We start from the raw sequence: 22890 nt of genomic DNA on the forward strand, positions 1-22890 counted from the left end.
GGCGGATGACCGACTCCGCAGCGATCACCGCGTACTGGGATGCAGCCGCCGCCGACTTCGACGCGGAGCCCGATCACGGCCTGAGGGCCGCCGGGACCCGCGCTGCCTGGTCCCGACTGCTCACCGCCTGGCTCCCGTCGGACCCGTCGTCCGTGCTGGACGTCGGCTGTGGCACGGGCTCGCTCTCCGCGCTGCTGGCGGAGGCCGGGCACCGGGTCACCGGGGTCGACCTCTCGCCCCGGATGGTCGACCAGGCCCGGGCCAAGCTCTCCGCCGCCGGTCTCCCGGCCCGTTTCCTGGTGGGCGACGCGGCGGCACCACCCACCGGCGACGAGCGGTTCGACGCCCTGCTCTCCCGCCACCTCGTGTGGACCCTGCCCGACCCCGAGGCCGCCCTCGCCGACTGGACGGCCCGCATCCGCCCCGGCGGCACGCTGATCCTCGTCGAAGGCCGCTGGCGCGAGTCCGGTCAGGCCGGCGTGGAGTACGTGGCGGGCGCGGACGCCCTGCCCTGGCACGGCGGCGTCACGGCCGCCGACCTGTCGGCGGCCGTCCGGCCTCTCGTGGCCGACCTGCGCGTCGAACTCCTCAGCGGCGACCCGGTCTTGTGGGGCGGCCCGGTGCCGGACGAGCGTTACGCGTTGATCGCCCGCGTCTGACGGCGCCGGGGGGCCCGGGCGGCATACGGATCCCGGGCCGGAACCCTGCGCTCAGGCGCGTGCGGCGGACCGCGAGACCACGGGCACGGTCCCACGGCCGACGGCGACCAACAGGGTCCGATCAAACGTCGCGAGCCGTCAGGGCCAGGTGCGCTCGACGCGGTCCCGCCGTACGGCGTACGCGGCGGGGCCGCCCTTCTCGATGGCCCGATGGATCGCGTCGCGGTGCGCGTCGAGACGCTCGACCATCTCGATGCTGCGGAGCTGCTGGTTGTCGAGGTAGAAGAGCACCGCACTGCGGTCGAGTACGGGCTGGATCTCCAGGTCGCGGGTCTTGGCCCTGTTCTCGTATAGCTACGGCCAGGTGGCGTGTAGCACTGCGTAACGCTCGGGCTGCGGCCCTGACAGCTCTTCAGCGCCGCGCCGCACCCTCCAGGGCGTTGACGCGGTTCTCGTACTCACGGCGGGCCTTGCGCTGGGCGGGAACCGTCAGTACACCCTGGCCGCCGTCGAGTGGTTGGCAGCGGATGAGGAGTTGTCGGTGCACGGCGGGGGCGGCGGTGACGCGCAAGGTGTAGCCCTGGCCGCGTCGTACGGTCACCCCTTGGTCGAGCGCGGTCCGCTCGTCGGGCCCCAGGTCGGTGGTGCGGAGGTAGTCGGCGACCTTGCCCGGCATGTCGAGGGCGACCGGCAGCTCCGGTGCGGGGGCGTCCTCCTCGATGGCAGTGTGGTCGGGCATCAGGTCGGCGACGGCCGTGCGGATCGCGCCCAGGCTTACGCCGTGGTCGCGGGCCAGGGCGGCGATGGAGCGGCCCTCCAGGTACGCGGTGCGCACGTCGCCGGTCTTCGCGGCCGGGACGGCAGGGCGGCGCCCGCCCTTGCTGCCCTTCGCCTCGGCGGCCCGCAGCCCGTCGTACGTCAGCTCGCGCTGGAGGTCTCGTTGGAGTTCGCCGGCGGCGGCGAGGGTCTGCACCATGAACTTCACGGTGGACAGCAGCTCGCCGGTGCGCGGGTGGCGGGCGGTGAGGTCCATCGCGGAGAACGCGCCGTCGTGGATGCGCAGGGCGAGCTGGTCGCGGTGCAGGACGTCGAGCACGTCGAGGATGTGCCCGGTGCCGCGCACGAGGCGGAACATCTCGGAGACGTGGACGGTGTCGCCCGGCCGCGCGTAGTCGAGGAGCGCGCGGAACTTTGGGCGCTGGAGGGGGTGGAGGCGGCTGGAGGTGCCCGGCTCCTCCTCGAAGACGACCGGGGCCGCGATCCCGGCGCCGTCCAGGACGAGGTTCTGCCGAGCGGTCGACTGCTGGTCGGTCGAGACCCGCTTGTAGACCAGGTTCGCCACCGAGGAGCCCCTTCCGTACGGAGGATCGGACCCTATCTGTCGTCAAACCCTGTCAGCAATCGCCATCGGATCTGATTGGATTCGCGCCGCCTCGGACCCCCGGATTGCACGGGTTCATTGGGCGCGTCGGACGTCTGTCGTCAAACGATCGTTTGCCGACAGGGCGGAAAGCGGCGGGCGGAACAGCGGTGGGGTGCTGACCGCCCGGCACCGGGGTCGAGCGCTCGTTGTACTGCAAGGGGCCCTGCCGATCGGTGCGGGGCGCTCATCCCAGGCCCCGCACTCTCGATCCACCAGGTGGGCTACACCACCGTCTCGGCGGGATCCGGCATGGACCGAGCGGCCGTCGCCGGCAGGGAGTCACACCGGGTCCGGCAGGTCAATGAGCGCAAGTTTGGCCGGGTCTGTCACGGCGATGATCTCGGTGATGCGGCCGGCGGCCACGATGAAGGCAAGGAGGGAGAGCGGGATGCCGTCTTCACTCCAGGAGATGACGCCGGGGAGGCCGTTGACGGTCGCCGCATGTCCTCGTGCCGCGCTGCCGGCCACTCGTGCGCGGGTGGCGACTTCGGTGGCTCCGAGGGTGACGAACGTGCCGTTCGGTGTGTGGACGGTGAACTTCACTTCGGGGTGGAGAACCTGCAGCAGCTGCTCGAACTGACCGTCGCGGGCCGCGGCCAGGAAGGCTTGGACCACCTCGCGTCGTTGTCGTCCGGCGCTCGCCGGCTGCCGGGCGGCTTGTACTTTCCTGCGGGCGCGGCTGGCGAGCATCTTGGTCGCGTCAGCGGACTTGCCGAGAATGATGCCGATCTCCGCGAAGGGCACGGCGAACACGTCGTGCAGCACGAACGCCAGCCGCTCGTCGGGGCGCAGCGAGTCCAGGACCGTCAACAGCGCCAGGCCCACCGAGTCGCCCAGTGCCACAACCTCTTCAGGAGCCGGGCCATCGTCGAGCGTCACGGTAAGTTCGGGCAGCTGGTCGTCGAGGGGGACTGTCGGGCGCGTTCGGCCCGAGCGTAGGAGATCGAGGCTGATGCGGCCGACCACGGTGGTCAGCCAACCGCCGAGATTGTCGATGGCGTCGGCGTCCTGGCGGGACAGACGCAGCCACGCCTCCTGGACCGCGTCGTCCGCGTCGGCGTGCGAGCCGAGCACGCGATAGGCAACGGCTGTGAGCCGGGCGCGGTGCCCCTCGAAGGCCTCGGCGATCGGATCGGCGGGATGGGCGCCGGACATGGTGTTACCTCCCTGGAAGCTGCTCCGTCATAGGGGTGACGGGCACCAGCCCCGCAAGGTAACCCCGATCAAGGAGAGCACCCTGCCATGCAGAACCGACTGAAGAACAAGAGCACCAACAACCCCGACGTGTGGAAGGCGGTCGGGCACCTGCAGAAGGCGATCGCCGCCGGGGGCGTCGACCCGAAGCTGCTCGCGCTGGTCCACCTGCGCGCCAGCCAGATCAACGGCTGCTCGGCGTGCGTCTACGCCAGTGTCGCCGGGGGGAAGAAGGCCGGTGACACTGACGAGCGGCTGCATAACGTGGCGGCGTGGCGAGAGGCGCCGTTCTACACCGATGCGGAGCGCGCGGCATTGGCGCTGGCCGAGGCCGCCACCCGGCTGCAGGACGGTGCGGAGGGCGTCACCGATGAGATCTGGGAAGAGATCAACGCCCATTTCACCGAGGAACAGATCGGCGCGATCAACCTGGAGATCGCGCTGACCAACTTCTTCAACCGGATCAACCGCACCATCAAGGAACCGGCCGGCCAGACCTGGGGCTGAGCCCAGCGTGGCGCTTACCCACTGACCGAGCAGTGGTGACTGAGCTCGTAGGGAGATCGGGGCCCCAGCTCCTCACCCCGGGGCCGCAGCTGGTCTGTCCTCGGGGATGCGCGGCGCGGGCAGGGCGTCCCGGGCGGTCAGATCCAGGTCGAGGCGTCTGTTCATGTCGAGTTCGAACCGGCCGTAGGGATTCACGTGGGTCCAGAACAGCGGGGAGAGTGCCCGCCGGTCCGCGTCGGTGAGGGTGTCGGCCCACTTCGGGTCGGCGAGGACCTGCTGCATCAGCAGCGTGTTGACGTGAACCAGGGCGGACTGGAGTAGGTGGAGCGCGAGCATGGACACCTCCTGGGACTCCTTGTCCTGTCCTGCCAGGTCGCCGTCCTTGCCGTAGAAGAGGTCCTTGTTCGCGGAGTTCCAGTTCTCCACGACCTGCAATCCCTCGTGGATCTCTTGGCGCAGTTCGACGTCGGCGAGTTAATCGCAGACGAACGCCGTACGCACCGCCCGGCCCAGCTCCTCGATCGCCTGGTAGGTGGGGTGCTTGGGGCCGCCGCGGGTGAAGCGGCGCAGGACCTGCTCGGCCTCGGCGGTACCCAGGCGCAAGGCGGTGGTGTACTTCACGATCTGGTCGTACTGCTGGCGGATCAGATCCCAGTTGATTGTCTTGGTGGACAGCACCGGCGCCAGGTGCGGCCAGCTCTCGTCCTGCCCGGCAGCCGGCCGGTAGAGCCGCGCGGAGCCGATGTTCTTCAACCGGGGCATCAACTTGAAGTCCAGCATGTGCGCGAAGGCGAACCCGACGATGGAGGCGCCGTGGGTGTCGGTGTACTGCCGGTCGACGTCCATGTCGGTGCAGTGCCGCAGCACGCCCTCGATCATCGAGGCGACCTCGGAGGCCGAACAGCTCTTGAGCTGGGAGTAGATGCACACCGACTTCCGCTCGACGTGCCAGTAGATCATCACGCCGGGGCCCCGGTAGCGCTGGTGCCACTCGGTCATCAGGTTCGAGGACCAGGAGCCGAACTTGCGGCTGTCGGACGCGCACGCTGTGCCCGTGCCCCACCACACCTCGTCGCGGGCGGCGAGGGTGGCATTGACCAGCTTCACCAGCGCGGCGCGCATGTTGGCCCGGTTGACGAACAGGTGCCGCACCCGGCGCAGCGTCGCCTCGGACTCGCCGTGCTTGCCGGTCACCGCGACCCGCTTGATCCCATGTTGGTGCCCAGCCCGAACAGCACCAGCAGCAGGCGGCGCCGCAGCACGTCCTTGGACAGGTTCTCGCGGGTGGCCACCGAGGTGAACTCGGCGATGAAGTCCGTATCGAACTCGGCGTACTTCAGGATGTCCAGCAGGTCGATGGTGCCCCACCGGCGCTCGATCTCCCCCTTGATGGCGACCAGGGACTCCGGCTCCTCCTGTTTGCCGCGCGGGGAGAACCTGATCCACGGCTCGCCGTGCTTCTTGACGATCGCGACCCCGCCCGTGGTGCCCTCCGCCAGGGCCGCCTCGAAACGGTCCAGCGACGTGCGGAGCCTGCCTTGCAGCGCCGTGATGAACTCGTCGGCGTCCTGCGGCTGGCGGATCGCGGCGTAGTGGACGTCCCGGTTGTCCTCGAAGTCCGCGGGCAGGTCGTCCTCCGGGTTCCGCCACCGGCTGGCGCCCACCACCCAGATCTCCCTCCGCCGCAATGCGTCGCGCAGCGCCACAAGCACGCACAGCTCGTACGGGATCCGCTCGACACGGCCCTTGTCGTCGTCGACGACCGCCGCCCGCCACTGCTCGGGCACCACGTCGTCGAGCGGCACCGTCTCGGCCGGGTCGAAGAACGCGCCCTCCTTCAGCGGCTGCTCCAGGTACCGCTTGAGCAGGTCGATCGCGTCCATCACCGGCCGGTAGGCGGTGTTGTTGCACTTCAGCTCCAGCGCCTTGAGCAGCGGCGCGAGCATCCGCCGCCAGTGCGCCGAGTACGACGACCGCAGCACCGTACGGACCCTCGCCTTGTAGCGGGCCTCGTTCGCTGCGGCCTCCGCCGCTAGCGCCTTGAGCGTCTTCTCTCCTCCGACCACCGGGAAGATCACCCTCCGCACGGTGCCCGACGGCTCCGACAACGCCGCCTCCGCGACCCGCAACAGCATCGCCTCCTTGCCGCGGACCTTCTTCAGCTCCGCCCCCAGCTCCTTGTCGACCTTCCGCTCCGCACGCGTGTTGATCTTCAGCACGAGCTGGATGAACAGGTCCACCAGCGAGTCGGTGATCTCCGCTTGCCGCACATGGCACAGCGTGGCCAGCAGCGTCAGCCGCCGCGGCGGCGTCATCCGCTCCAGGTTCGCCGGGTACTCCTTCGACGCCCGCGCCCGCCAGGCGTCGACCAGCTTCTCCGACACGTCCGCGAACAGGTCTGCGGGCAGCTCCAGGCGCCGTACCGCTCCAGCTTGTTCACCTCGGCCAACAGGCTCTCCAGCCCCGGGGCGCCGGGGTCCATCTTCAGCTCGGCGAAGTGCGAGCGTCCACCGCCCGCCACGGCGACGCCGCCGTCCACGTCCCGGCCGCCGTCGTCACCCGCGATCAGGTCCTCCAGGCGCGAGCGGGTCGTGTGGCTGAGCCGGTCCAGCGTGCTGCGGCAAAACCGCTTCTCGAAGACCTTGACCGCCTTGCCGACCAGCCGCCGCACCTGCCCCGGGGCCGGCGGTTCAATGTGGTCGTTGCGGCACCGGGCCACCACTGCGGCGGCGAGCCGGTCGCGGGAGAGCTCCACTGGGCACAGCTCGGTCGCCAGCCACGCGGCCAACCGGTCCTGGTCCTCCTCGGTGTTCGCCCGGAACCCGTACGCCGCCCGGATCTCCTTGCGGTGCCGCTTGATCCGGTCGCCCTGCCAGTCGTAGGCGCCCCACGCCTCCGCGGGGACCTTCACCTGCTGGGCCACGTACTCCACCGCGACGGTCGGTATCTCCCCGGCCGACTCCGGGAACCGCGCCTCCACCTCGAAGAACTTCAGCAACAACGAGAACCCGAGCCGGGTCGCCCCGGACTTGTTCCGCACCCGCTTCATGTCGTCTTCGAGTAGCGTCCAGACCTCAATCAGGTCCTCCGGCTCCCAGTCCTGCCGCACCTGCGCCCCTCCGCCCCACCCGCGATCACTCGTTCAGCTCAACGAGCCGACCGACGAGGAGAAACGACGACCCGAGTCGTTACGCAGGGCTACACGCCACCTGACCGTAGCTATACGAGAACAGGGCCGTCTTGATGCGGCCGTCCTTCGACAGCGGTACCCAGGCGCGGTCAAGTCCGTGGGCAATCCATTGCTCGTCCGGGATGTCCTGAGCGTCCGTGGGGAAGACGTCGCCGATCCGGTGAACGATCCAGCCGCGCATCCTGAGATCTTCCGCGACGCGGCGTCCGAGGTTGCGGTCGAGGAAGAACTCAGGCGGCAAGGTGCACCACGGCGTCACACAGGGAGTCCACCTGCTCGGGGCGCATGTCGAACTCGTAGGCGATGTCCTCGACGGTCTCGCCGGCTTCCCAGAGGTCGGTGACGGCCTTGACCGGGACGCGGTTGGCGGCGATGACCGGCAGGCCATGGCCGAAGCGCGGATCGATGATGACCGGAACGGAGTCCGGGTACTGGCGCAGCCTCAGGCTGGACGGGTAGTCGTCGTCCGCATCCCAGGTCAGATAGCGGAGGTACTCGGACACGACCTCGTGGATAGGTGCCTGGCCGTCGCGGGCCCTGCGCAGGTCCCCAAGGCCGTGCTCGACGAAGATGTCGACGCCATCGGTGGCGATCCGCCTGGAGACGAGGCCGTACGGCGTGTCGAAGGCGGTTCGTACTGCGGCCGCCGCTTCCTTGATCTCGCTCATCCGCAGGCCGAGGGAGCGGAGCGAGCGGAGAACATGCGCCTCGGCCACGGCGATGAACGGCACCGAAGGCTGGCCTTTCCGCGCCGGTTCCACCTGGTGCACCAGAGGTGCGTCTGCGGCGGTGCTCCTGAGCCAGGAGGTGAGCGTCGAAGACGGGATCTGCAGGTACGAGGATGTCTCCGTGGGCGTGAGAAGTCCGTCGGTGAATCTGTCGACCATGATGCGCCACCTCCCGCAGCCGTCGGATTCTGCATCGTCGCACAACCACGTCTGCCCGCGGGCGCCGCCCACGTAGGAGCGGGTCAGCACGCTGTCGCCAGGCCCGCGGCCGGTGGGCAGTCGCGGCAGTGGCCCGGTTCGGCCGCGCGGAAGGCGCGTTCGCAGCCGCCGTCGCAGGTCTGCCAGGGGAGGACGGCGGGGGCCGGGGGCCGGTCGGGGAGGGGTGGGGGGAGTTCGCGGAGGCGGTAGGCGAGGATGCGGGCCGGGCGGGCCCGCAAGGGTTCCGGCAGGCGGGTGGTGAGGTGGGCGGTGATGTCCTCGGGGCTGACGCCGTGGTCGAGCCATTGGGTGACCGCCGGGGCGAGCCGATCCGCCTCGCGCCGGGACAGGATCAGCCTGCGGTCCACGATGCGCAGCGAGGCCAGGATCACCGAGGCGCGGGGGTCGGGCGCGGGCTGGGCGGCCGGGCCCCGGGCGGGGCAAGGTTCCGTGCCGGTGGGCTCCGGGGCGGCAGGGCCCGGTTCCGTGGTGGCGCTCTCCGCGGCGGCCGCCGGGTCCGGCTCGTGCTCCGGTGCGCGATCCGGTGCGTGATGCGGCTCGTGCCCGGGCCGCGACTCCGGCCGGGGCCCGGGTGCGGGCTGTTGCGGCGGGGAGGGCTCGGGCCTGTGGGGGCGCGGGCGAAGGGGCTCGGGGTCGGCGCCCGGTGGCACGTCGTGGAAGAACGTCCGGGTGCGGAGCCGGCCGCTCGGGCCGCGCTCACGGCGCCGCTCGAGATAGCCGTCCGCCTCCAGCTCCCGCAGGGCCCGGGAGATGAGGATCTCGCCCTCGGTGAAGTGCTCGCACAGCGCGTCGATGCGTACGGCCGCGCCGTCCGGCAGCGACAGGATGTAGCCCGCGACGCCGACCGTGACCGCGCTGCCCCGGCGCTGGAGCAGGGCGTTGGCGATCACCGTGAAGTCGCCGGCGAGCCGGGTGCGGACGTGGATCACGCCGGAGGTCGGAGCTCCGGCGGGGGCGCGCAGGGGCGCGTTAGACTGCCGTTCAGCCATCGGGAAGGTATCGCTTCCTGATCGGTGAGGCCCTCGATCGGGATTGCCGTCCCGGCCGGGGGCCGTCATATGTCTGAGGTTGTTGCCGCGAACGTAACGGCCGACTTCCCGCCCCCGCAAGCCGGTCACCCGTCCGGGTGATGCGGGGAGGGGAGGGTGGGCAGGTGGTTCTTTCCCCCAGGTTCTTCGGGGGAGTTCGTGGCTCACCGACGCCTCGCGGGCGAGGTCCCGGCGGGCCGGGAGGACCGGCGTGCGCACCGGGTCCCGCTCGGCTCAGGCCCGGTCGGCGGCCTTCAACTCGCCTATGAACGCGGTCCAGGACGCGGTGGCGAAGGTGAGCGCGGGACCGTGCGGGGCCTTGCTGTCACGTACCGGAACCACGCCGGGGATTCCGTCGGCCACCTCGACGCAGTTGCCGCCCTCCTGATTGCTGTAACTGCTCTTTCGCCAGGCGGCGTCGCGCGGACCGGGAAGGGAGTTCGGGGTCACGGTAGTCCTCCTCCATCGCGGATCGGATCATGGTGAGCGACCTGCGCGGGGGCAGGGCCGCTGCCCGCAGCCGATCGTAGGCCACCGCGAAACGCCGCACATCCGGCCGGTCTTCGAAGAGCTGACCGTGGTCCGCGCCTTCCGTGTAGGCGACTTCGGATCCGTCCGCCAGGGTCAGCACGGTCAGCGAGCCGCCCAGCACGTCGTGCGCGCCTTCGTCGAACGGCAGGACCTGCACGGTGATGTGCGGCTCGGCGGCGGCCTTCAGCAGGCGCGCGAGCTGCCGTCGCATGACATCGTCTCCGCCGATCCGCTTCCGCAGCACCGTCTCGTCGAGGATCACCAGCAGCTCCGGGCGGTCCGGCGAGGCGAGCCGCTTCTGCCGCTCCAGCCGGGCGGCCAGCCGCTCCTCCAGGTGCTGCTCGTCCCGGTGGGACAGGCCGACGCTCAGCACGGCCCGGGCGTACTCCTCCGTCTGCAGGAGACCCGGCACGACGTGTGCGGTGTACTCACGGATGGCGTCGGCCCGCGCCGAGTACGCCATGAACGTCCGCGACCAGTCCGGGAACGACTCCCGGTAGACGTGCGGCCACAGGTCCACCAGCAGCCCGTCCGCTCCGAGCGCCGCGTCGAGTGCGCGCGCGAGCTCCAGCGTCGGCCGGGCGCCGGACGCCCGCTCGACCTGTGTGATGCGGGTGCTCACCACATGGGTCTTCGCGCCCAGTTGTTCCTGCGTCAGACCGGCGGCCGTGCGCAGTCGGCGGACCCGGCAGCCGAAGAGCGCGGCCATCGACTCCTCGGGCTCAATTGCTTTGGCCATGGGCTTACTTCCGTTCCTTACGGCTCGCGGTGTAAGGCTGCATGCCCTTCCGAGCGTAGAGCCGCGCGACGACTCTTGAACACGGAACGTCACGGTCCGTACACGCACGGGTCGTGCATCGAGTAAGCGGCGAAACGGGACGGGCGACACAGTGCTGAGGACCATGACGACGCCGGGCGAAGGCCCGGACCACCAGCGGGCGGCGGACGAAGAGCCGCGCACGGAAGGCCGGTTCGCGGCGCTGTTCGGCTCGACGCCCCGGGGCGCGCGGCTGGCCCGGCGGGTGGCCGTGCGGCACTTGGCCGAGTGGGGTCACCCCGCCGGCTCCGACCTCTCCTGCACCGTCGCCCTGCTGGTGGCGGAGCTGGCCGGGAACGCCGTACGGCACGGGCGGGTACCGGGGCGGGACTTCCGGCTCCGGCTGACGCTGGACGGACGGCGGGTGCGCGTCGAGGTCTCGGACGCTTCCTCGGTGCATCCGCCGACCGACGTACCGACCCCCGCCGACGACGACGTGTCGGGGCGGGGGTTGGTCCTCGTGGACGTACTCGCCGACCGCTGGGGCGTGGAGCCGCGCGGCCCCGTCGGGAAGACCGTCTGGGCCGAAGTCGCGGCTCAGTGCCCTCCCTTGGGCTCCATGCAGCCGCCCTCGACGTAGTGCGCGTGCGCCTCCGCCTTCGCCGGGTCGGTCAGGGTGCCGGTGATGCACGGACCGGCGTCCGGGATGCCGAACGTGAATCCCGGGGCGGCGCCTGTTCCGTACACCTCCACCGTTTCCGGCGGATAGCCGAGACGGCCGAGTGCGGAGCGCAGCGCCTTCTCGTCGTGTACGCCCTCCAGACCGGCGGTGATCCGGCGGGCGTGGGCGTCGCCACGGCAGCGGGCGTCGTCGTCCAGGCGTGCCTGTGCCTTGTAGGCGTGGTTCTCCGCGACCCTGCGGGCCCACGGGTCGGTGGGCGCCTCGGAAGGGGTCGGTTCCTCGGACGGCTTCGCCGGCGCGTCGGCGCAGATCTTCGCCACCTCCGGGAACTTCCGGTCGTGTGCGGCTTTCGCCGCCTTGACCTGTGCCGCGTGGTCGATGGCCGGCGCGCTCGACGCGTCACGCGGGGGAGAGGCGCCCGTGTCGTCGCCGACGAGGGTCCCGCAACCGGCGGCGAGGGGCAGCGACAGCAGCAGGGCGGCCACGCCGGTCATGGCGGGGGCGAGTCGTTTCACCTGGGCACTCCGGCGGTCAGCGAGGGCGTGGCATACGCGTTCGCTGATCATCTCGCCCCGCGGGTGGCGTTGTCATGAGTACGCCTGCTTATGCGGGTGCGCCGTGTCCGGCCGGGGACTACGCTCGGCAACGTGACTGCCGGGTCGGCCATGGGCCACGCACGAGTGAGGCGCCCGGCCTCGGCGTGAGCCCGGGGCGGGCCAGGGGCCCGCCGTTGTCTCTCCATCTCCGACCTGTCCCTCGAGGAAAACCAAGACCTGGAGAGTCACCACACCATGCCTCAGCAGCAACCGCCTGTCACCACCGTCCAGTTGAACCACACGGCCGTGTACGCCAAGGACCGGCGGCTGTCGGCGGAGTTCATCGCCGCCGTCCTGGGCGTCGAAGTCGCCGCGCCGTTCGGGCCGTTCCTGCCCGTGGACCTCGGCAACGGCGTGACGCTCGACTACTACGAGCTGACCGACGAGCCGATCCAGGCGCAGCACTACGCGTTCCTGGTGCCCGACGAGCAGTTCGACGCGATGATCGCCCGCCTGGAGGCGATCGGCGTCACGTACTACGCCGACCCCGGCCACACCGAACCGGGCGCGGTCAACCGGCTGTTCGGCGGTCGGGGCGCGTACTTCGACGACCCGAGCGGCCACAACATGGAGATCATGACCCGGCCCTACGCCCGGCCGTAGCGGACCGGGGTTCCGTACGCGCGGGGGCGGCCGGGCGCCCCCGCGCGGGCCGGTCTCAGTCGACGGTGTCGAGGACGTCGGCCAGGTCGACGAACTTGAAGTTGGTCGCCTCGCGGTCACCGTCCCCGGGAGCGTCGTGGCCGTCCTGGACGACGAGCAGGCCGTTCGGGTACCGGTGGCCGAGCGGGGCGTTGAGCACGGCCGCGCCGTCGCACTCCTCGGAGCCGTCGAGCGTGGCGGAGGCGGCGGTGATCCGGAAGCCGCCCTCGTACTCGTTGCGGTCGCCGACCTCACGGTCGTAGAGGGCGAAGCTGTTGTCGCCCTGGCCGGAGGCGATCACATAGCCGTCGCCGTCCGGCTCGGTCAGCAGGGCCAGCCCTTCGACATCGGCTGCCAGCCGCGTGCCGCCGTAGCCCGGGTCGGCGCCGGGCGTGCACTCCTCGGTCTCCTCGTCGTACGTGCCGGGGACGCCGTACTCGCGGACCTTGTCGACGAGGACGGGCCTGCCGGTGAGGTCGGCGGGCATCCGCCAGACGCCCACGCGCTCCTGGCCCGCGTAGAGCATGCCGTTCGCCGGGTCGACGACCATGCCCTCGACCTGGGGCAGTTCACCGGGTTCGCCGCACGGGGACCAGGACGTGCCGTCGGGGAGGCGGAAGGCGGAGGGCAGTTCGAGGGTGCGGACCTTGCGGTAGCCGACCGTGCCGTCGGGACGGGCGGTGATCTCCAGCAGGGCGATGCCCGTCCGGTTGCGGCGGCTGGCCAGGGCGTAGGAGCGGCCCGTCGACCGGTCGGTCCAGGTGGCCAGGCCGTAGGCGGTCGCCTGCTCGTTGATCTCGTCCTGGCCGGACGAGAACACGGGCGCGGCCGCGGGATCGGTGACGTCGGTCAGCGGGCCGCCGGGGCGGTCGCGGTCGATGCGGTAGAAGCGCAGCCGGTCGTTGCCGCGGTCGCTGACGACGGCGAGGTCGGCGCGGCCGGCTCCGAGCCGGAGGCCCTGGAGGAGGTCGACGTTGTTGAAGCGACCGGGGGCGTCGTCCTCCGTGGCCGGGGCGGGCGCCGCGATCGACTGGACCTGGCGTGCGTCGAGGTCGTAGACCCGCAGGCCGCCCTCCTTCGCCGTGGCGACGACGAGGCTGCGGCCCGGGTCGGCGGGGTTGCGCCAGATCGCGGGGTCGTCGGCGTTGGCGTTGCCGCCCGCCTCGTCGTCGTAGAGCGTGGCCGTCTCGGCCCGCGGCTGGACGGCGGGCAGAGCGTCGGCCCGGCCGTGCGGGTGGGCGGCGGCGGGCACGGTCGCGGCGACGGCCGCGAGGGCCGTACCCGCCACGAGAGCGGCGGTGCAGAGGGGGCGGCGGGGGGTCACATGAGCTCCTCTATGTCGAGTACATGACGCTTCGCTCGTCGTAGTGGACCCTTGTCGCGGCCGGTGGGCAATGCGTGATGGCCGCATGTCGCCCAGGTGAATTCGGGCGAGCCGACGCGAACCGGGGGCGGCGGGTCCGCCTGGGCGCCCACCGGGGGCGGCGGTGGCGCCGCCGTACCGTTCCGCGCGCGCGTCGGTCACTGCTTCCGCTTCACCGGCGTGAACGGGCCGGTACCGGAAGCTGCGAAGAACTCGATGTCGGTGCTCTCTCCGGCCGCCGATCCCTTCAGGCAGAGCGAGCCGCCCGCGACCCGCAGGTCGACGAAGAACCGCGTGACCGGGCCGGACTGCTCGAGGCCGTGGATGCGCTCGTCGATGTAGCCGAGACCGTTCAGGACCTTCCTGACCTTGGCGGGGGTGGGATCGGCCGGCCCCATGAGCGCGTGGGTGACCCGCTCGACGTGGAGGTGGCCCGCGCACCACTCGGCAGCGCTCATGTCCACTCCCGGACCCGTCGTGGGGGCCGCCGGGTCGTCACCGTCCTGCCACGGCGTCTTCGCCGGACCGGGCCTGGGCGTCTTCGCCGGGCCGGTCGCCGGCGTCTCCGCCGGAGCGGCCGGCTCCTCCCCGGACGACGGGGTTTCCGCGGAGCACGGCTGCGCGACCGTCTCCAGCATCTCCGCGAAAGCCACCTGCGGATCGGGGGCGGCCGGTGACTCGGTGGTCCGGGCGCCGACGGCTCCGGCGGGCTTGCTGCGGGAGCCGTCGGCACCCGGTCTCTCCGTGCCGCAGGCGGTGAGCGCCAGAGTGGCGGCGACGACCGTCACGACGAGGCTGAGCCGCAGGCGGCGCGGCGAGCGGACGGTCGAGCCGGTCAGGACGGTCGAGCCGGTCAGGACGGTCGGGGCGGGAGAGTCGGCGAGGGCGGGGGTGTGTGTCATGTGCACAGTCTTCGGCCGAGCCGCCCGCCGCCCTTGAGTACGCGTACTCATTCCGGCCGCGCCGCCGCACTCACCGTCGGAGCAGGGCCGGATTCACGGACCGGCTTGACCCTCACGCCGCGTGAGGCCGGACCGTGGGGTGCATGAGCGACTACTACAACGCGTTCGAGATCAGTCCCGTGCCCGCTCCCGGCCCGGACGCGGTTCCGCCGGAGCCGTTCCGTGGCATCTACGGAATGCCCGCGTTCGTGACGATCCCCACGAGCGACCTGGCGGAGTCCGTGGACTTCTGGATCCGTGGGCTCGGGTTCTTCGAGCTGTTCAGCATCCCCGGCAGGCTCGTGCATCTGCGCCGGTGGGCGTTCCAGGACGTCCTCCTCGTCTCGGCGGAGAGCGTGCCCGAGCAGCCGCCGGCGATGGGCTTCAGTTTCGCGGGCGTGCTCAGCCAGGTCGATTCCCTTGTCGAGGCATGTCGTGCGGTGCGCCCCGACTCGGTCGACGGGCCGCGGGACACTCCCTGGAACACCCGCGACGTGGAGGTGATCACCCCCGAGAACGCACGGATCGTCTTCACCGCGGCGAAGCCCTTTGATCCGACCAGTCAGGAGGCGCGGAACCTTGAAGCCATCGGGATCACTCCACCGGGCGAGCGTCGCGGTGACAATGGGGAGCATGCCTGATGCCACCGACACCGATGGCCTGACCGTCGGTCAGGTCTCGGCGCGCCTGGGTGTGACGGTCCGCGCGCTGCACCATTGGGACGAGACAGGACTGGCGCGACCGTCGCTGCGCACGGCTGCCGGATACCGGCTCTACACCGCTGCTGATCTGGAACGCCTGCACCGCGTCGTCGTCTACCGCGAGCTCGGTCTCGGCCTGGACAGGATCCGGGCCGTCCTGGACGACTCGCCCGCGGACGTGCCCGCCGCATTGCGCGCGCAGCGCACCCAGGTCGCCGAACGGATCGACCGGCTCCGACAGCTCGCGGCCGGACTGGACCGGATGATCGACGCCCACGAGCGCGGTCTGCTGCTGACCACCGAGCAGCAGGCCGCGATCTTCGGCCCCCGGTGGAACCCGGACCTGCCCGCCCAAGCCCGTCAGCGCTACGGAGACACGACGCAATGGCGGCAGTACGCCGAACGCTCTGCCTCTCGCGGTCCGGAGGAATGGCAGGCCGTCGCCGACGACATGGCCGGCCTCGAACGCGCCCTCGGGGACGCGATGGACGCCGGCGTCGTACCCGGCAGCCCGGAGGCGAATCGACTCGTCGAGCGGCACCGCGAAGTGTTCGCCTCGTACTTTCCCCTCACCAGGCAGATGCAGGTCTGTCTCGGCCGTAAGTACGAGGCCGATCCGGGATTCGCCGCCCACTACGACGGCATCCGCCCCGGCCTTGCCACGTGGTTCCGTCGCATCATCGACGCCGGCGCGCGCGCTCACGGCATCGACCCCGACACCGCGACCTGGCAGTAGACGGCGCGCCCTCGACCCGGCAGCAGAGGGCGCGCCCGGACAGCTGCTAGGCGGGGAAGCGCCGCCCCACCATCCGCCACGACAGCTCCAGCAGCGCCGCCCCCACCGCCGCGATCACGACCGCCGTCCACGGCATCGTCGTACCCACCAGCTTCAGCGCGAAGAAGTCCTGGAGCCACGGCACCGTCAGCACCAGCAGGAAGCCCAGCCCCATCGTCGCCACCAGGCCGATCCGCCACCACGTGTAGGGGCGGGCGATGATCGCGAGGACCCACATGGCGACCAGGAACAGGGTCAGCGTCGCCACGCTCGTCTCCGCGGCCAGCGAGGACGGCCCCGAGTAGTGGGAGCGGGCCAGCAGATACGCGCAGAACGTCGCCGCCGACGCGATCACGCCCGCCGGCACGGCGTAGCGCATCACCCTGCGGACGAAGTGGGGCTTGGCGCGCTCCTTGTTGGGGGCGAGCGCCAGGAAGAAGGCCGGGACGCCGATGGTGAGGGTGGAGAGCAGGGTCAGGTGCCGGGGCAGGAAGGGGTACTCGACCTGGCTGCAGACCACGAGGATCGCCAGGAGCACCGAGTACACCGTCTTCGTCAGGAAGAGGGTGGCGACGCGGGTGATGTTGCCGATGACCCGGCGGCCCTCCGCGACCACCGAAGGCAGCGTCGCGAAGCTGTTGTTCAGCAGGACGATCTGGGCGACGGCCTTCGTCGCCTCCGAGCCCGCCCCCATCGCCACGCCGATGTCCGCGTCCTTCAGCGCGAGGACGTCGTTGACGCCGTCGCCGGTCATCGCGACGGTGTGGCCGCGGGCCTGGAGCGCGCCGACCATGTCGCGCTTCTGCTGCGGACTGACCCGGCCGAAGACCGCCGCCCCGTCCAGCTCCGCGCCCATCGCCTCGCGCTCGGCCGGCAGCTTGCGCGCGTCGAGCGTCGAGTCGGCGCCCGGCAGGCCGAGCTTGGCCGCGACCGCGCCGACCGCGACCGCGTTGTCGCCGGAGATGACCTTCGCCGCGACGTCCTGGTCGGCGAAGTAGCGCAGGGTCGCGGACGCGTCGGGGCGCAGGCGCTGCTCGAGCACGACCAGAGCGGTCGGCGTCTTCTCCTCCGGGGCCTCCAGGGTGCCTTCCGCCCGCGCGAGGAGCAGCACCCGCAGGCCCTGCCGGTTGAGCAGGTCCACCTCGGCGAGGGACGGGTTGCCGGGGGGCAGCAGCACATCGGGTGCGCCGAGGAGCCAGGTCGACCTCGCGCCGTCGCCGTCGGCGAGGGTCGCGCCGCTGTACTTGCGGGCGGAGGAGAAGGGCAGCGCGGCGGTGCAGCGGTGCTCCCCGCCGTCCGGGTAGGCGGCGATGACGGCCTGGAGCGAGGCGTTCGGCCGCGGGTCGGACGCTCCGAGCGCGCCCAGGACCGCCCGGACGCGCTCCTCGTCCGCGCCGTCCAGCGTGCGCAGTTCGGTGACGTCCATGCCGCCCTCCGTGAGGGTGCCGGTCTTGTCGAGGCAGACGACGTCGACGCGGGCGAGGCCCTCGATGGCGGGGAGCTCCTGCACCAGGCACTGCTTGCGGCCCAGACGGATGACACCGATCGCGAAGGCGACGGAGGTGAGGAGGACGAGCCCCTCGGGGATCATCGGCACGATGCCGCCGACGGTCCTCGCGACCGAGTCCTTGAAGTTGTCGTCCTTCGCCACCAGCTGGCTGATGATCAGTCCGATGGCGGTGGGGACCATCATCCACGTCACGTACTTGAGGATCGTGGAGATACCGGAGCGCAGCTCGGAATGGACGAGTGTGAAGCGGGACGCCTCCTCCGCGAGCTGCGCCGCGTAGGCCTCGCGCCCGACCTTCGTGGCCGTGAACGCGCCGCCGCCCGCGACCACGAAGCTCCCGGACATGACCTGGTCGCCGCGCTGCTTGAGGACGGGGTCGGCCTCGCCGGTCAGCAGCGACTCGTCGACCTCCAGGTTGTCGGCCTCCACGATCTCGCCGTCGACGACGACCTTGTCGCCGGGGCCGAGTTCGACGAGGTCGCCAAGGACGATCTCGGAGGTGGAGACCGCGGCGGCGACACCGTCCCGGCGGACTCTCGGTTTCGCCTCGCCGATGACCGCGAGGGAGTCCAGGGTCTTCTTGGCGCGCAGTTCCTGGATGATGCCGATGCCGGTGTTGGCGATGATCACGAAGCCGAACAGGCTGTCCTGGATCGGCGCGACGAAGAACATGATCACCCAGAGGACGCCGATGATGGCGTTGAAGCGGGTGAGGACGTTGGCGCGGACGATGTCGACGGCGGAGCGTGAACTGCGTACGGGTACGTCGTTGACCTCGCCCCGTGCGACCCGTTCCGCCACCTCCGCCGACGTCAGACCGGTGGCGGGCGGCCCGCCGCCCGGTGGCCGCCGGGGGTGTACGGGGTCGAGTTCTGCGCCCGCGTCGATGACGGGTCCTTCCGGCTCGGGGCCGCGGCCCATGTCCGCCCGCTGCGTCATGGTTCCGACGTTACGGCCGGGCCGGACCGTTCACCCCCCGGACGGCGGGAAGATCGGACCACGGTCGGACACGAATCCCCCTGGGGGACTACGGAGCAGGCGGGGCACCCGGTTCCGGATGCTCGGTCGCGTCGGCCGCGTCGGAGGTCGCGGCGCGCTTGATCGCGGCTTCCCGGCTGCGCACGTACCAGATGCCGATGAGCCCGAGGCCCGCGCCGGCCAGGCAGGTCCACACCCACCAGGTCAGGTCGCGGTCGTCGAACCAGCCGTAGAAGGGGACCTGGACGAGGAACATCACGAACCACAGGATCGTGCCGCCCGTGATGGTGGCGACGATCGGGCCCTCAAGGGGTGGGGGTGCCTCGTGCCGGGGGGTCCATTTCGCCATGCGCACAGTGTAGGCGGGGCGGGCGGGACGGCTGAGGGGTCAGGAACCACAAGGGTCTACGCGCGGAGAGTGGCGATCTTTCGTTCATATGTTCATACTGAAACCGATTCCGGCTGACTGGTTTCCTTCGTTGGATCATCCAAGTCTGGCCGGTTTTCTCTGCCCTTCTCGTGTCGCCCCCCTTCGCGTACGTCTGAGGTTTCCGCATGTCCCCCACGGCCACCGTCGAGGTCGGGTCTCCCGGCCTGCCGCCCACGACCCCGCAGCCGTCCGGCGGTCTTGACCGCTTCTTCAAGATCACCGAACGCGGCTCCACGGTCGCCCGCGAGGTCCGGGGCGGAGTCGCCACCTTCTTCGCGATGGCCTACATCCTCGTGCTGAACCCGATCATCCTGGGCAGCGCGAAGGACATGTACGGCCACCAGCTCGACGGCGGCCAACTGGTCACCGCCACCGTGGTGACCGCGGCCTTCTCGACCCTCCTGATGGGCGTCATCGGCAACGTCCCGATCGCGCTCGCCGCCGGCCTCGGCGTGAACACGGTCGTCGCCCTCCAGCTCGCGCCCCAGATGTCCTGGGCGGACGCGATGGGCATGGTCGTGCTCGCCGGTGTCGTGGTCATGCTGCTGGTGGCCACCGGCCTGCGTGAGCGCGTGATGAACGCCGTCCCGCTCGGCCTGCGCAAGGCGATCGCGATCGGTATCGGCCTGTTCATCATGCTGATCGGGCTCGTGGACTCGGGCTTCATCACCCGCATCCCGGACGCCGCCCACACCACCGTCCCGCTCCAGCTCGGCACCGGCGGTCATCTGCTCGGCTGGCCGGTCCTGGTCTTCGCCCTCGGCACGCTGCTCACGCTGGCGCTGATCATCCGCAAGGTGCCGGGCGCGATCCTCATCTCGATCGTCGTCATGACGGTGCTCGCGATGATCATCCACGCGGTGGCGGACATCGAGTCCTGGGGCCTGACGACGCCCGAATGGCCGGGCAATCCGCTCTCGACGCCCGACTTCGGCCTGCTCGGCCAGGTCAGCCTGTTCGGCGGCTTCGAGAAGGTCGGCCTGCTGACCGGCGTCCTGTTCGTCTTCACCGTGCTGCTGTCCTGCTTCTTCGACGCGATGGGCACCATCCTCGCCGTCGGCGACGAGGCGAAGCTCATGGACAAGGACGGCAACTACCCGGGCATCAACAAGGTCCTGGTCGTCGACGGCCTCGCCGTCGCCGCGGGCGGTGGCGCCTCGTGCTCCGCCAACACCTGCTTCGTGGAGTCCACGGCGGGCGTCGGCGAAGGCGCCCGTACGGGTCTGGCGTCGGTCGTCACCGGCGCGCTGTTCTCGCTGGCGCTGTTCCTCACGCCGCTCGCCACGATGGTGCCGTCCCAGGCGGCGACGCCCGCGCTGGTGGCGGTCGGCTTCCTGATCCTGGCCGGTTCGGTCAAGGACATCGACTGGAGCGACTTCACGATCGCCGCGCCGGCGTTCCTGGCGATGGTGATGATGCCGTTCACCTACTCGATCACCCACGGCATCGGCATCGGCTTCATCACGTTCAGCGTGCTGCGCCTGGCCGTCGGGCGCGGGCGCGAGGTGCCCGCGGCGATGTACGCGGTGTCGGCGGTGTTCGTCTTCTACTACGCCATGCCGGCTCTCGGCCTCACCTGACGGGTGCCCCCGCGTGACGGGCCGCCCGTGCCTGACGGTCGCCCTTGCCTGAACGCCACCGCGTGATCGTTTCTGCGGGGCCGTCCGGCGGGCCGCCCGCGAGGGGCTCCCTCACGTGACGCCGTAGAACTTCTCCGTCTCGTCGACCGCCGCTTTGAAGCGCTCGTCGAAGTCGTCGCGAATGAGCGTCCGGACCACATAGTCCTGGACGCTCATTTGTCGTTTCGCCGCATGCTGCCGGAGCCGGTCGAGCAGCTCACCGTCCATGCGCAGGCTGAGCACAGTCGATTTCATGGGGCCAGAGTCGCCGCACTCCCGCCGCCAGGGCGTCACTTTCCGGCTGTCTCTCACTCATATGGGTGACACATCTATCAGGCCCGTAACCGACTGGTCTTTAGCCAGGGTAATGAGTTACGCTAACAACATGCCTGACCTGTCCCACGGTACTGACGCGGACGTCGCCGCCGTGAACTCGCTCCGCTCGGCCGTCATGCGGCTGGGCCGCCGCCTGAAGCACCAGCGCGTCGACGAATCGCTGAGCCCCACCGAGATGTCGGTGCTCGGCACACTCGCCCGCTGCGGGTCGGCCACCCCCGGTGAGCTGGCCCGCAAGGAACACGTGCAGCCGCCCTCGATGACCCGCATCGTGGCACTGCTCGAGGCCAAGGGACTCGTCCGGCTCGAGCCGCACCCCGACGACCGCCGGCAGAAGGTGGTCAGCCAGACCGCACAGGCGGAGACCATGCTCGAGGAGTCCCGCCGCAAGCGGAACGCCTGGCTGGCCTCGCTCGCCGAAGGTCTGGACGAGGAGGAGTGGGCGAAGCTGCGCGAAGCCGCCCCCGTCCTGGAGAAGCTCGCACACCTGCAATGACGGCGGGCGGAAGCGCAGCCCGTCCGCCCGTACGCCCTGCACGCCGGCCTTGAGGAGGCGAACCCTTTTGAGTACGGGATCCGGAGCAGACTCCGCCCCCGCACCGACCGACCCCGACACCCTGTCCACCCGGCCCGACCGCAAGCAGAGCATGTTCAGCTCGCTGAAGATCCGTAACTACCGGCTCTTCGCGACCGGACAGGTCGTGTCCAACACCGGCACCTGGATGCAGCGCATCGCCCAGGACTGGCTGGTGCTCAGCCTGACCGGATCCGCGTCCGCCGTCGGCATCACCATCGCGCTGCAGTTCCTCCCCATGCTTCTCTTCGGCCTGTACGGCGGGGTGCTCGCGGACCGGCTGCCCAAGCGGCAGCTGCTGCTCGCCACCCAGGCCGCGATGGGCCTCACCGGCCTGGCGCTCGCCGTGCTCACGCTCAGCGGGCACGTCCAGGTCTGGCACGTCTACCTGACGGCGTTCCTGCTCGGTCTGGTCACCGTCGTCGACAACCCGGCCCGGCAGTCGTTCGTCGCCGAGATGGTCGGCCCCGACCAGCTGCGCAACGCCGTCTCCCTCAACTCGGCCAACTTCCAGTCCGCGCGCCTCGTCGGACCCGCCGTGGCCGGTGTGCTGATCACCGCCGTCGGCAGCGGGTACGCCTTCCTGCTCAACGGCCTGTCCTTCATCGCGCCCATCGCCGGACTGCTGATGATGCGGGCCTCCGAACTCCACAAGGTCGAGCGCGCGCCGAGGGGCAAGGGCCAGCTCCGTGAGGGCCTGCGGTACGTCGCCGGCCGGCCCGAGCTGATCTGGCCGATCGTCCTCGTCGGCTTCATCGGCACCTTCGGTTTCAACTTCCCGATCTGGCTGTCCGCGTTCGTCGACGACGTCTTCCACGGCGACGCCGGTACGTACGGCCTGCTCAACACGCTGATGGCCGCCGGCTCCCTGGCCGGGGCGCTGCTCGCCGCCCGGCGCGGCACCTCACGGCTGCGGCTGCTCGTCGGAGCCGCGGTGCTCTTCGGGGTGCTGGAGATCGTGACCGCCTTCGCCCCGGCGTTCTGGATCTTCGCGGTGATGATGGTCCCGATCGGCATGTTCGGCCTGACGGTCAACGTCACCGCCAACTCCAGCGTCCAGATGGCGACGGATCCGCTCATGCGGGGCCGCGTGATGAGCCTGTTCATGATGGTCTTCACCGGCGGCACGCCGCTGGGCGCGCCGCTCGTCGGCTGGGTCACCGACACGTACGGCGCCCGCGTCGGCTTCGCCGCGGGCGGCGCGGTGGCCGCGGTGGCGGCGGCCGGCGTCGGCGTGATGCTGGCACGGGTCGGCGGCCTGCGCCTGTCGGTCGGCTGGCACCGGGGGCATCCGCAGGTGCGGTTCGTGGCGCGGGAGGGGCTGACGACGGCGGCGTAGCCCTTGGGGCGGGCCGCTGCGGGTGCGTGTCGCCTGCGGCGGGCGTTTTCCCCTACCCGCCCCTTCCCGTAACCGGGGGCTCCTCCCCCTACGCCTGGCGGCGTGGGGGGACCCCCACCGGACCCCCGCGGCTCATAATGCAGATCGGATTTTACCTCGTGTTTTCGG

At 70.9% G+C, this 22890-nt stretch carries 25 protein-coding genes and 1 pseudogene; 9 read left to right on the plus strand and 17 right to left on the minus strand.

What is annotated here, in order from left to right:
- The first annotated feature begins 5 nt into the window (after nt 1–5).
- Nucleotides 6–659: a class I SAM-dependent methyltransferase gene (locus tag AB0K36_RS09495; protein ID WP_364590617.1), complete on the plus strand. Its 654-nt coding sequence runs from the start codon at nt 6–8 to the stop codon at nt 657–659.
- Between the two features lie 138 nt (nt 660–797).
- On the opposite strand, the gene AB0K36_RS09500 is transcribed toward AB0K36_RS09495, so the two are convergent.
- From AB0K36_RS09500 to AB0K36_RS09510, 3 genes are all read right to left on the minus strand, one after another.
- On the minus strand, nt 798–950 hold the full coding sequence (locus tag AB0K36_RS09500) for a hypothetical protein (RefSeq protein WP_364590620.1): 153 nt from the start codon (nt 948–950) through the stop codon (nt 798–800).
- 121 nt (nt 951–1071) lie between these two features.
- Nucleotides 1072–2001 carry a recombinase family protein gene (locus AB0K36_RS09505; RefSeq protein WP_364590622.1) on the minus strand — a complete coding sequence of 310 codons (930 nt, stop codon included), beginning with the start codon at nt 1999–2001 and terminating at the stop codon, nt 1072–1074.
- A gap of 360 nt (nt 2002–2361) precedes the next feature.
- The gene (locus tag AB0K36_RS09510; protein WP_364590624.1) at nt 2362–3237 is read right to left on the minus strand and encodes a sigma-70 family RNA polymerase sigma factor; all 876 of its coding nucleotides are present in this window, start codon (nt 3235–3237) and stop codon (nt 2362–2364) included.
- An 87-nt stretch (nt 3238–3324) separates the two neighbouring features.
- Between AB0K36_RS09510 and AB0K36_RS09515 the strand changes: the two genes are divergently transcribed.
- The gene (locus AB0K36_RS09515; RefSeq protein WP_364590627.1) at nt 3325–3783 is read left to right on the plus strand and encodes a carboxymuconolactone decarboxylase family protein; all 459 of its coding nucleotides are present in this window, start codon (nt 3325–3327) and stop codon (nt 3781–3783) included.
- 72 nt (nt 3784–3855) lie between these two features.
- On the opposite strand, the pseudogene AB0K36_RS09520 reads toward AB0K36_RS09515, so the two are convergent.
- The 8 genes and pseudogenes from AB0K36_RS09520 to AB0K36_RS09555 all read right to left on the minus strand — a co-directional run bounded on the left by AB0K36_RS09520 (nt 3856) and on the right by AB0K36_RS09555 (nt 10188).
- Nucleotides 3856–4977, minus strand: a pseudogene (locus tag AB0K36_RS09520) (Tn3 family transposase).
- On the minus strand, nt 4974–6167 hold the full coding sequence (locus AB0K36_RS09525) for a hypothetical protein (protein ID WP_364590630.1): 1194 nt from the start codon (nt 6165–6167) through the stop codon (nt 4974–4976). Before AB0K36_RS09525 ends, AB0K36_RS09520 begins: the two are co-directional and overlap by 4 nt.
- Nucleotides 6095–6892 (minus strand): DUF4158 domain-containing protein, encoded by a 798-nt coding sequence (locus AB0K36_RS09530; RefSeq protein WP_364590633.1) that lies wholly within the window; start codon nt 6890–6892, stop codon nt 6095–6097. The genes AB0K36_RS09525 and AB0K36_RS09530 overlap by 73 nt, the downstream gene beginning before the upstream one ends.
- Before the next feature lie 79 nt (nt 6893–6971).
- The gene (locus AB0K36_RS09535) at nt 6972–7214 is read right to left on the minus strand and encodes a PIN-like domain-containing protein (RefSeq protein ID WP_364590636.1); all 243 of its coding nucleotides are present in this window, start codon (nt 7212–7214) and stop codon (nt 6972–6974) included.
- Nucleotides 7204–7860, minus strand: a complete 657-nt coding sequence (locus AB0K36_RS09540) for a DUF433 domain-containing protein (RefSeq protein WP_364590639.1) — start codon at nt 7858–7860, stop codon at nt 7204–7206. The genes AB0K36_RS09535 and AB0K36_RS09540 overlap by 11 nt, the downstream gene beginning before the upstream one ends.
- A gap of 83 nt (nt 7861–7943) precedes the next feature.
- Complete coding sequence (locus AB0K36_RS09545; RefSeq protein ID WP_364590642.1) at nt 7944–8909, minus strand: hypothetical protein; 966 nt, start codon at nt 8907–8909, stop codon at nt 7944–7946.
- Between the two features lie 273 nt (nt 8910–9182).
- Nucleotides 9183–9311 (minus strand): DUF397 domain-containing protein, encoded by a 129-nt coding sequence (locus AB0K36_RS09550; protein ID WP_307707056.1) that lies wholly within the window; start codon nt 9309–9311, stop codon nt 9183–9185.
- A complete protein-coding gene (locus AB0K36_RS09555; RefSeq protein WP_364590693.1) occupies nt 9274–10188 on the minus strand; it encodes a helix-turn-helix domain-containing protein in 915 nt (304 codons plus the stop codon). The genes AB0K36_RS09550 and AB0K36_RS09555 overlap by 38 nt, the downstream gene beginning before the upstream one ends.
- Nucleotides 10189–10381: 193 nt before the next feature.
- On the opposite strand from AB0K36_RS09555, the gene AB0K36_RS09560 reads away from it, so the two are divergent.
- Nucleotides 10382–10876: an ATP-binding protein gene (locus AB0K36_RS09560; RefSeq protein WP_364590645.1), complete on the plus strand. Its 495-nt coding sequence runs from the start codon at nt 10382–10384 to the stop codon at nt 10874–10876.
- Here the strand turns inward: AB0K36_RS09560 and AB0K36_RS09565 are convergent.
- Nucleotides 10834–11433, minus strand: coding sequence for a hypothetical protein (locus tag AB0K36_RS09565; RefSeq protein WP_364590648.1), 600 nt, complete (start codon nt 11431–11433; stop codon nt 10834–10836). The two genes, AB0K36_RS09560 and AB0K36_RS09565, sit on opposite strands and share 43 nt — an antisense overlap.
- A gap of 276 nt (nt 11434–11709) precedes the next feature.
- Between AB0K36_RS09565 and AB0K36_RS09570 the strand changes: the two genes are divergently transcribed.
- On the plus strand, nt 11710–12117 hold the full coding sequence (locus tag AB0K36_RS09570; RefSeq protein ID WP_364590651.1) for a VOC family protein: 408 nt from the start codon (nt 11710–11712) through the stop codon (nt 12115–12117).
- A 55-nt stretch (nt 12118–12172) separates the two neighbouring features.
- On the opposite strand, the gene AB0K36_RS09575 is transcribed toward AB0K36_RS09570, so the two are convergent.
- Together AB0K36_RS09575 and AB0K36_RS09580 are read right to left on the minus strand one after the other, a co-directional pair.
- Complete coding sequence (locus AB0K36_RS09575) at nt 12173–13480, minus strand: phytase (RefSeq protein ID WP_364590654.1); 1308 nt, start codon at nt 13478–13480, stop codon at nt 12173–12175.
- A 197-nt stretch (nt 13481–13677) separates the two neighbouring features.
- Nucleotides 13678–14421, minus strand: coding sequence for a hypothetical protein (locus AB0K36_RS09580; RefSeq protein WP_364590657.1), 744 nt, complete (start codon nt 14419–14421; stop codon nt 13678–13680).
- A gap of 143 nt (nt 14422–14564) precedes the next feature.
- Here AB0K36_RS09580 and AB0K36_RS09585 point away from each other — a divergent pair, with 143 nt between their 5' ends.
- Nucleotides 14565–15101, plus strand: coding sequence for a VOC family protein (locus AB0K36_RS09585; RefSeq protein ID WP_364590660.1), 537 nt, complete (start codon nt 14565–14567; stop codon nt 15099–15101).
- The gene (locus tag AB0K36_RS09590; RefSeq protein WP_364590663.1) at nt 15094–15897 is read left to right on the plus strand and encodes a MerR family transcriptional regulator; all 804 of its coding nucleotides are present in this window, start codon (nt 15094–15096) and stop codon (nt 15895–15897) included. The genes AB0K36_RS09585 and AB0K36_RS09590 overlap by 8 nt, the downstream gene beginning before the upstream one ends.
- Before the next feature lie 46 nt (nt 15898–15943).
- Here the strand turns inward: AB0K36_RS09590 and AB0K36_RS09595 are convergent, their stop codons facing one another.
- Both AB0K36_RS09595 and AB0K36_RS09600 read right to left on the minus strand, forming a co-directional pair.
- Nucleotides 15944–18385, minus strand: coding sequence for an HAD-IC family P-type ATPase (locus tag AB0K36_RS09595; protein WP_364590666.1), 2442 nt, complete (start codon nt 18383–18385; stop codon nt 15944–15946).
- Nucleotides 18386–18473: 88 nt separating this feature from the next.
- A complete protein-coding gene (locus AB0K36_RS09600) occupies nt 18474–18773 on the minus strand; it encodes a DUF2530 domain-containing protein (protein ID WP_364590669.1) in 300 nt (99 codons plus the stop codon).
- A gap of 206 nt (nt 18774–18979) precedes the next feature.
- Here AB0K36_RS09600 and AB0K36_RS09605 point away from each other — a divergent pair, with 206 nt between their 5' ends.
- Complete coding sequence (locus AB0K36_RS09605; RefSeq protein WP_364590672.1) at nt 18980–20434, plus strand: NCS2 family permease; 1455 nt, start codon at nt 18980–18982, stop codon at nt 20432–20434.
- A gap of 111 nt (nt 20435–20545) precedes the next feature.
- Here AB0K36_RS09605 and AB0K36_RS09610 read toward each other — a convergent pair whose 3' ends face one another.
- Nucleotides 20546–20728, minus strand: coding sequence for a hypothetical protein (locus AB0K36_RS09610; protein ID WP_005315906.1), 183 nt, complete (start codon nt 20726–20728; stop codon nt 20546–20548).
- Nucleotides 20729–20858: 130 nt separating this feature from the next.
- On the opposite strand from AB0K36_RS09610, the gene AB0K36_RS09615 reads away from it, so the two are divergent.
- Nucleotides 20859–21305 carry a MarR family winged helix-turn-helix transcriptional regulator gene (locus tag AB0K36_RS09615; RefSeq protein ID WP_189468766.1) on the plus strand — a complete coding sequence of 149 codons (447 nt, stop codon included), beginning with the start codon at nt 20859–20861 and terminating at the stop codon, nt 21303–21305.
- 67 nt (nt 21306–21372) lie between these two features.
- The gene (locus AB0K36_RS09620; protein WP_364590676.1) at nt 21373–22722 is read left to right on the plus strand and encodes an MFS transporter; all 1350 of its coding nucleotides are present in this window, start codon (nt 21373–21375) and stop codon (nt 22720–22722) included.
- The last annotated feature ends 168 nt before the right edge of the window (nt 22723–22890 follow it).

Source organism: Streptomyces kurssanovii (assembly GCF_040677245.1).
In the GTDB taxonomy this organism is placed as follows: Bacteria; Actinomycetota; Actinomycetes; order Streptomycetales; family Streptomycetaceae; genus Streptomyces; species Streptomyces kurssanovii.